Origin of the sequence: Rhizobium tibeticum (genome assembly GCF_900110205.1) — a bacterium.
Lineage (GTDB): Bacteria > Pseudomonadota > Alphaproteobacteria > Rhizobiales > Rhizobiaceae > Rhizobium > Rhizobium tibeticum.
In genome coordinates this window covers 25425-32034 of record NZ_FOCV01000044.1, presented here as the reverse complement: position 1 = coordinate 32034, position 6610 = coordinate 25425, and the positions used below count along the sequence as shown (strand labels likewise).

Annotated in this window: 8 protein-coding genes and 3 pseudogenes; 8 read left to right on the top strand and 3 right to left on the bottom strand. The window is 58.9% G+C overall.

The features are described 5' to 3' along the window. A pseudogene (locus tag BSG20_RS30200) lies at positions 1 to 228 on the top strand (Hint domain-containing protein); the annotation flags it as partial. 71 nt (positions 229 to 299) lie between these two features. Here the strand turns inward: BSG20_RS30200 and BSG20_RS30195 are convergent. Both BSG20_RS30195 and BSG20_RS36750 read right to left on the bottom strand, forming a co-directional pair. After that, positions 300 to 527, bottom strand: a complete 228-nt coding sequence (locus BSG20_RS30195; protein WP_072378962.1) for a hypothetical protein — start codon at positions 525 to 527, stop codon at positions 300 to 302. A 26-nt stretch (positions 528 to 553) separates the two neighbouring features. Beyond that, a complete protein-coding gene (locus BSG20_RS36750; protein ID WP_167371591.1) occupies positions 554 to 727 on the bottom strand; it encodes a hypothetical protein in 174 nt (57 codons plus the stop codon). Between the two features lie 287 nt (positions 728 to 1014). Here BSG20_RS36750 and BSG20_RS35930 point away from each other — a divergent pair. Further along, a pseudogene (locus BSG20_RS35930) lies at positions 1015 to 1173 on the top strand (IS630 family transposase); the annotation flags it as partial. Between the two features lie 1161 nt (positions 1174 to 2334). Continuing rightward, positions 2335 to 2565, top strand: a pseudogene (locus BSG20_RS37900) (amylo-alpha-1,6-glucosidase); the annotation flags it as partial. Between the two features lie 70 nt (positions 2566 to 2635). On the opposite strand, the gene BSG20_RS30175 reads toward BSG20_RS37900, so the two are convergent. Then, the gene (locus BSG20_RS30175; RefSeq protein WP_072378960.1) at positions 2636 to 2860 is read right to left on the bottom strand and encodes a hypothetical protein; all 225 of its coding nucleotides are present in this window, start codon (positions 2858 to 2860) and stop codon (positions 2636 to 2638) included. 217 nt (positions 2861 to 3077) lie between these two features. Here BSG20_RS30175 and BSG20_RS30170 point away from each other — a divergent pair, with 217 nt between their 5' ends. The 5 genes from BSG20_RS30170 (at position 3078) to BSG20_RS30150 (ending at position 6520) form a co-directional block, all read left to right on the top strand. Further along, on the top strand, positions 3078 to 3554 hold the full coding sequence (locus BSG20_RS30170) for an Hsp20 family protein (protein WP_072378958.1): 477 nt from the start codon (positions 3078 to 3080) through the stop codon (positions 3552 to 3554). Between the two features lie 93 nt (positions 3555 to 3647). Beyond that, positions 3648 to 4157 carry an Hsp20/alpha crystallin family protein gene (locus BSG20_RS30165; RefSeq protein WP_072378956.1) on the top strand — a complete coding sequence of 170 codons (510 nt, stop codon included), beginning with the start codon at positions 3648 to 3650 and terminating at the stop codon, positions 4155 to 4157. A gap of 796 nt (positions 4158 to 4953) precedes the next feature. Further along, complete coding sequence (locus BSG20_RS30160) at positions 4954 to 5310, top strand: ArsR/SmtB family transcription factor (RefSeq protein ID WP_072378964.1); 357 nt, start codon at positions 4954 to 4956, stop codon at positions 5308 to 5310. Then, on the top strand, positions 5294 to 5797 hold the full coding sequence (locus BSG20_RS30155) for an SRPBCC family protein (protein ID WP_072378954.1): 504 nt from the start codon (positions 5294 to 5296) through the stop codon (positions 5795 to 5797). Before BSG20_RS30160 ends, BSG20_RS30155 begins: the two co-directional genes overlap by 17 nt. Positions 5798 to 6010: 213 nt before the next feature. Then, positions 6011 to 6520, top strand: coding sequence for a DEAD/DEAH box helicase family protein (locus BSG20_RS30150; protein WP_072378952.1), 510 nt, complete (start codon positions 6011 to 6013; stop codon positions 6518 to 6520). The last annotated feature ends 90 nt before the right edge of the window (positions 6521 to 6610 follow it).

The following is a 6610-nucleotide window of genomic DNA, read 5'->3' as shown; positions in this document are numbered from 1 at the left end:
AGCAATCGCGAAAATTTCTCGAACTTTGCGGAATACGAACGGCTATATGCCGGTGAGGCGCTTGAGCCGATGACATCCTATGCGACAGTCCTTGGCGAGGAAGGCGGCTGGCAGCATCTAAAAGCTCTTCTTCTGATGGGGGCGTCTCCTTTGGTACCGATGTTCGATCCATTCGAGGATGCTTGCGAGAAGATCCATGCCCGAGCCAAGGAGTTGTTTTTGCGTTAGCTTAGAACACGCTGCGGCCAGGATTACACACGGCGCCGCCTCGAACCCCTGGGTTCTGTGTGTCGTTCTGTCTACGGCCAGGACGCCGCTGCAGCGGCGGCCTCGGCATCTCCGCCCGTGCCTGTCGCCTCGATCGCAGCCTTGGTGCCAAGGCGAGCAGCCTCGATCGCGCCTCCGATGATTTGCCATTGCAAAAAGGCATTATTGACGATGGCGGCGACCTCCCCGAGCGTCGGAGCGGTAATGCCAACTTCCGCTGACAGCAGAGAAAAGTCTGAAGGATCTGGCGTTCCACCCACCTCAAAATCGCGAGATACTTCTTCGCCTAATCTGACTTCTGCTGGCAGGCCATTGCCTGCCCAGCGCCGCCGGTGATGTACTTCAGGCGCTCGACTTCCGCTGAAATATCTATCGCAGCTTTCAGACGCACCTTTACGTCGGCGAGCGTAGGCTGCTCCGTCGAGCTGTCGGCAATGTTTCCCCAAACCTTCGGAGCCATATCCAGTTTCCTTTGTTGGTAATGGTCTTAAAGCGCCATTTCATAGACGATCCCGAAGGTTGCCCGCTTATCGAAACTTGACCCTCAAACATTTTGACGCCCGCAAGCTGCGGCATTGTCAGGCTGAGCGTTACCGCCGTCCAAGTCGTGCCGCCGTCGCGCGAGACTTCCGCCGTGAAGTCCGTTCCGGGCGTCAGCGTCAGGGAGTCGGCCAACTGCACCGCGATACACGAGGCGAAGGAACTGGACCACGTCGCGAGTGCCATCGTTGAACTCGCGCCATTGAGGTGGCCGCGTCTTCGGTGGTGAAGTGGTCCCAGCGCCACCGCGCGACCGGATCGGTTCGTCCCGGCAAGATGGGCGGCCGTCGTAAACGCATTCTGGAGCCGCATCGTGGTTTCATTGCCGAGCGGCTCGAGCAGAACCCGCATCTGACGAACCAAAGACGGCCGAGTGGTTGTTCGGCTCTGGCGAAGCTTGGCCGCGAGGACGATGCCTATCATTGCACCTGCCCGGTATTGATGGAGTATTCTAGCGATCCAATACCGCTGGGAGCCGACGAGGAAAAGCCCAGCAACGGAATACGGGAGCAAGGCGTGCAACCGATAGCGGATCCGGCTGAGGATGAGATTGCTCACCTTGCGGCCAAGACGCTCGAAAGTTTCCATCCTAGAAGACCGGACCCCGGATGACCTTTCACCGGCCCGTTTTCCGCGTCGCTGGTCACACGTGTTCTGGCGACAACGCCGGTCAACATGCATGAGGAAGCAAGAAGACGCCACGCGTCTGTTTTGCCAACGAAGTAAACGCCTACTCGTCAAGTTCGTGTTTTCGAGCCTCACCGTTGTGTGCGGATTTTGCAGGAAAGTTTGGACGTGGAGCAATATCCAAGATAGCCGCCTTGACGAGAGTCGAACCAACGACCCAGCTGTTATGAAGGACTTCTCGTCTGGAAGCGCGCCAGAAGCGGCTTCAGCGCGCGGACCAACGTCGTGCGCTCCATGCTCAGCATACGCGCGAGATCGGTGACTTGCTCTCGTAGGCTTCCAGCAGCGACAGAATCGAGAACTGCGAGACAGACAGACCGGCGGGTACCAGATGAGTATCATAAAGACGGCTCAGATGCCGCGCGTGCTGGCGGGCGGCAAGGGCGTAACAGAGATGAGGACCGACGGTCTTGAGCGGAATTGAACCGGGGACCGTTATTCATCAACGCCGCAGCATAACGCTGATTTATGGAACTGATACAGACGCTAGCAATGATCGATCGCGGCTGATTGCGCAGCCGGGCGACCGCGTGATTGGATTCGTCCAACCAAGCGGTCGCCCGGCTCGATCGGAGTTTGGCTGCCCTGCGTCGCGTCGAATTCGTCGCTCCCGCCCCTACCGGCCGAACTCTATCAATCACTGACCTGGGATCGGGGAAAGGAACTTGAAGGGCAATGCGCTAGGGCTCAATCGTGCGTCGAAGCCGCATCCTCACCTCGTTTCGTGCGGCTGATGCGGTTTCCGCAAAGGGCAATAGTAACCTTCGAGTGTTAGGCGCAAAAGCGAAGGGCAGTCGCTTACGAATTCGTAGTCGGACCGAACCCACCTGCTGCCAAAATCCGGTCGCCTGCTCGCCGCAGGCATGGGCAGCGGCAACACCTTTGTCGCTATTGAAGTCGTGCCTCGGTCTCGAGTTCGATCCGAACGCCCTGCAGATCAGCTTGAACGAGCCGCGGCTTCCGAGCTTCCTCGACGAGGTCACGTTGCGACATCTGCTGATCGGCAATGGTTCGGCCGACATCGCAATTCGACGCTCCGGTCGCAATGTCGTGGTGGATGTGATCGATCGGGCGATATCCGCGTGCTCACGACGGCATGACCGGTTGGGTCGATCGCGCCCCGGGGCAGCGGCCAGTAATATTATCTATCCTGCTCTTCCTCGTCGGCGGACAGCAGATCAACGAGCGCGGCAACCCTACCTGTCGGCAGACGGCGACCTTCGCCCATCAAGGCTTCGTCGTTGCTGGCCCACGCAAATGCCTCGGCGAGTTCAGCCTGCGTAGCGCCTGTCGCGATGACCTCGGCCACCAGCGTTTCGTCGGCAGGCCCAAGGACGGCGATGACGTCGTCTGAAGTCATTGGCATAGCCATTTGCTCCTCTCTCTACCTCGGCTCAGATATGGTGGCGCCTCGGAGAGAATTCAATTTTTCCGCTGGGAACTCCCACCTCTCTTGAAACGGTAAGGCACTGAATTATATTAGTATTGTCGGTCGCCCAATGGGAATCGACATAAGGTCCAGGAGACGCCGGTCGCTCTTGGCGTCTCCTTGTATCCATGTTGCTTATAAGGAGGATATGGCTATGAGGACAAACCTCGATTTCTCTCCCCTGTTCCGGTCGAGCATCGGCTTCGACCGAATGTTGAACGCGCTCGAGGCTGCTAGCCGCGCCGAGACGGTCGACAACTGGCCGCCTTACGATATCGTCAAAACTGGCGAGAATGATTACCGCATTGTCATGGCAGTGGCGGGCTTCTCACAGGACGAACTGGCGATCACCCAAGAGCAAAACATGCTCATCGTCTCGGGACAGAAGGCGAACGGCGATGACGTCCAATATCTGCATCGCGGCATCGCCGGCCGTTCGTTCCAGCGTCGCTTCGAACTGGCCGACCACGTCAGGATCGTGGGTGCGGGTCTTGTCAACGGTCTGCTGACCATCGATCTCAAGCGCGAAATCCCTGAGGAGATGAAGCCACGCCAGATCGAGATCCGAACCGGCCAGGGAATGCCGAAGGCCGAGACCAAGCAAATCGAGGGCAAGCAGCAGGCGGCTTAAGCCTTCCCCAGCAGACCGCAAACAAGGCGACGGGCATGGTCCGGCGCCGGCATGAAAGTTTTGCCAACCGAACCAACAGAAAGGAGAAGAACCATGAGTGTTCGTGATCTGATTCCCTGGGGCCGCAACAATGGCAACCAGGTTCCAAGTCTCTTGCGCGATGACGACCGTGATCCCTTCCTGTCGCTTCATCGTGAGGTGAACCGTCTGTTCGATGACGTCTTCCGCGGCTTTGGCTCCGGCCTGCCGTCCTTCGGCAACAGCGCCACGTTCGGGGGCGGCTGGCCGAGTGTCGAGATCTCCGATACCGACCAGGAGATCAAGGTGACGGCCGAAGTCCCCGGCCTTGAGGAAAAGGACATCGAAGTCCTGCTTAATGACGGCGTGCTGACGCTGAAGGGCGAAAAGCGCTCCGAGAGCGAGCACAAGGATCGGCAGTTCTCCGAGCGCTACTACGGCCGCTTCGAGCGCCGAATTCCGCTCGGTGTCGAGGTCAAGGAAGACCAGGTTGACGCCACCTTCAGGAACGGCGTGCTGACTGTCACCTTGCCGAAGACGGAGAAGGCGCAGTCGCAGGTCAAGCGCATCGCCATCAAGAGCTGATCGAGACGAGCGCGCGGCGGCGGCCTGGTGGCTGCCGCCGCGCGTCCTTCGTCAACATGGTGAGGACAAATGATGGAGACTGTCAGACACACATAACGAGCGAATAGCAACGCCTTCCGGTTTGCGCGTCTCGAACGACAACCAGCGAACCGGCCCTCCGCAGCGTTGAGCGCGGCCCCGAAGCTGGGCATTTTGATCACCGACGGCGTTGACGCTTATTCGAAGCAGCTTGCGGATGAGAGTGGTAGGTCAGACCGAGCACCGGCTGAAACCTTGCCCTACCCACATGGTGGGCCAGATTGAGGAGAAACTTTGGGCGACAGAGGTAGACGCTTGCGCTCTTGTGGCCTGAAGGTCGATGGGTTCACTTCCAATGTCTGATGGTGGCGCGGCTAAGCCACTCCGAACGTCCGTGCGAAGGGCAAGGCCCACCCGTTCGAGAAGATCGGCCGTTCCCGCGTCGACCCAGCGGAAGCCGGCTGTGCATCTCTCGCTTTGATGGGATCAGAACCAACACCCTACTGTTACAGTTTCCATCTGTAGCAGATTCTCTAGCCCAGACATGAACTTGGCTTGGCTAGAATGACTGGTTTGGGGCCGTTAGCCGGCGGACTGCTTTCGGGGAGCAGGCGCTGAAGCTGACATTCGTTCATCAGCGGCTCGAAGGCCCACTTGACCCGCAGCAGACAATTTTGCTGCCGCCGCCGCGGTCCATGACCTCGGATGACCGATCTGCGGCAGGGAAAGTTCGGAATGCTTGCGCTTCCTGCGCGAGCAGGCTAAAACACTGAACTATATGGTTCAGTATATTAGCCCTCCCCTCGATCTCTCGTTTGCAGCTCTGTCCGATGCGACCCGCCGCGGGATAATCGATCAGCTTGGGCGAGGGGACGCCTCGATCACCAGTCTCGCGGATAAGTTCCAGATGACGCTGACCGGCATGAAGAAGCACGTCCAGGTTCTCGAGCGTGCGGGGCTCGTCGTCACGCAGAAGGTTGGACGGGTGAGAACATGCCAGCTTGGGAAACGCGGCCTCAAGGCGGAGGCCGCGTGGATCGAGGCGCATCGCAAGCTCTTCGAGGCTCGCTTCGAAGCATTGGACGAAATCATCAGCGAAATGAAACAGGAGGGAAGCGATGAGTCAGCAAGTTAACAGTGCAGGTGGTGCGCAGAACAGCACGTCAGTCGAGCGCAAAGGGGATCGCGAACTCATCGTAACGCGGACATTCAATGCGCCGCCGAGCACAGTTTACAGGGCATGGAGCCAGCCCGAGCTGTTCCAGCGCTGGTGGGTGCCAAAATCGGCATCCGGCGTTTCGCTCGTATCGTGCGATATGGACGTCCGTACCGGCGGCAAATATCGGCTGGAATTCGGCGCCGGCGGTTCGGACACCATGGCCTTCTACGGCAAGTATCTCGAGGTGGTGCCGAACGAGCGCATCGTCTGGACCAACGACGAGGGCGAAGAGGGCGCGGTCACGACCGTGACCTTCGAGGACCAGGGCGGGAAGACGCGGCTGAATTTCCACGAAGTCTATCCGTCCAAGGAGGCGCTTGAGGAAGCACTACAGGGCTCGGCGGCGGCATTGCCGGAGCAGCTGGCGCAGCTCGACGAATTGCTTTCCAGCATAGGCGAGTAGCGCGGGTCGGGAAACTCGCCTCGGGGGAACGTCTGCTCTTAGGAAGTGACTAAACCGGCCTTTTCCGGCCGGAGCGAGGGCGCTTATCCGCTAGACATTCGCTACTAATCCGAAAAGTACCGAAAGCTGTCCTTGATCAGGTGAGTTCGTTGGTGGAGCGTCCGCACGCAAAGTCTCTTCTCACCGGATTGAAGGCCATGATAAACGGCGCCTATGGGAATTAAGAACTATCTGATCGAAGGCGGTTCCGGCACTGGAAAAACGTCTGTCGCTACCGAACTGGAGCGGCGGGGCTACCATGTCGTCCATGGTGACCGGGTCTTGGCCTATGTCGGCGACCCCGAGACAGGCCAGGCACTCGCAGGACCACCCGAAGGCGCGGACCGCATCGTTTGGGGATACGCGCACTGGATCTGGCCTGTCGACAAGGTCCGCGCTATTGCTGCCGACACCACCCATCCTGTCACCTTCTTCTGTGGCGGCTCGCGCAATTTCGATAAATTCCTAGACCTATTCGACAAGGTTTTCGTGCTGGACATAGACGTTGAGACATTGAACCGACGATTAGATGGGCGGCCGAATGAGCCGGGCTTCGAGCCGGCCGAGCGAGCGTTGGTACTCCGCTACCATGATACTCGGGGATACCTCCCCGTCGGCATCAATATCGACACGGCAGATACCGTCCCAAGTGTCGTCGACGATATCCTCGCTCGACTCACCTGAAGCCCTGAAAGTATTGTGAATGGGATGGGAAGCACTCGATTATTAGGGGAAAGGCGCTAGCCGCCTGAACGGCTCACTGGCCGCATTGTC

Bases quoted from the DNA above. Each gene is read 5' to 3' on its own strand.
- BSG20_RS30155 (WP_072378954.1), top strand. From the start codon at position 5,294: ATGAGTCAGCAAGTTAACAGTGCAGGTGGTGCGCAGAACAGCACGTCA.
- BSG20_RS30175 (WP_072378960.1), bottom strand. From the start codon at position 2,860: ATGCCAATGACTTCAGACGACGTCATCGCCGTCCTTGGGCCTGCCGAC.
- BSG20_RS30160 (WP_072378964.1), top strand. From the start codon at position 4,954: ATGGTTCAGTATATTAGCCCTCCCCTCGATCTCTCGTTTGCAGCTCTG.
- BSG20_RS30150 (WP_072378952.1), top strand. From the start codon at position 6,011: ATGGGAATTAAGAACTATCTGATCGAAGGCGGTTCCGGCACTGGAAAA.
- BSG20_RS30165 (WP_072378956.1), top strand. From the start codon at position 3,648: ATGAGTGTTCGTGATCTGATTCCCTGGGGCCGCAACAATGGCAACCAG.
- BSG20_RS36750 (WP_167371591.1), bottom strand. From the start codon at position 727: ATGGCTCCGAAGGTTTGGGGAAACATTGCCGACAGCTCGACGGAGCAG.
- BSG20_RS30170 (WP_072378958.1), top strand. From the start codon at position 3,078: ATGAGGACAAACCTCGATTTCTCTCCCCTGTTCCGGTCGAGCATCGGC.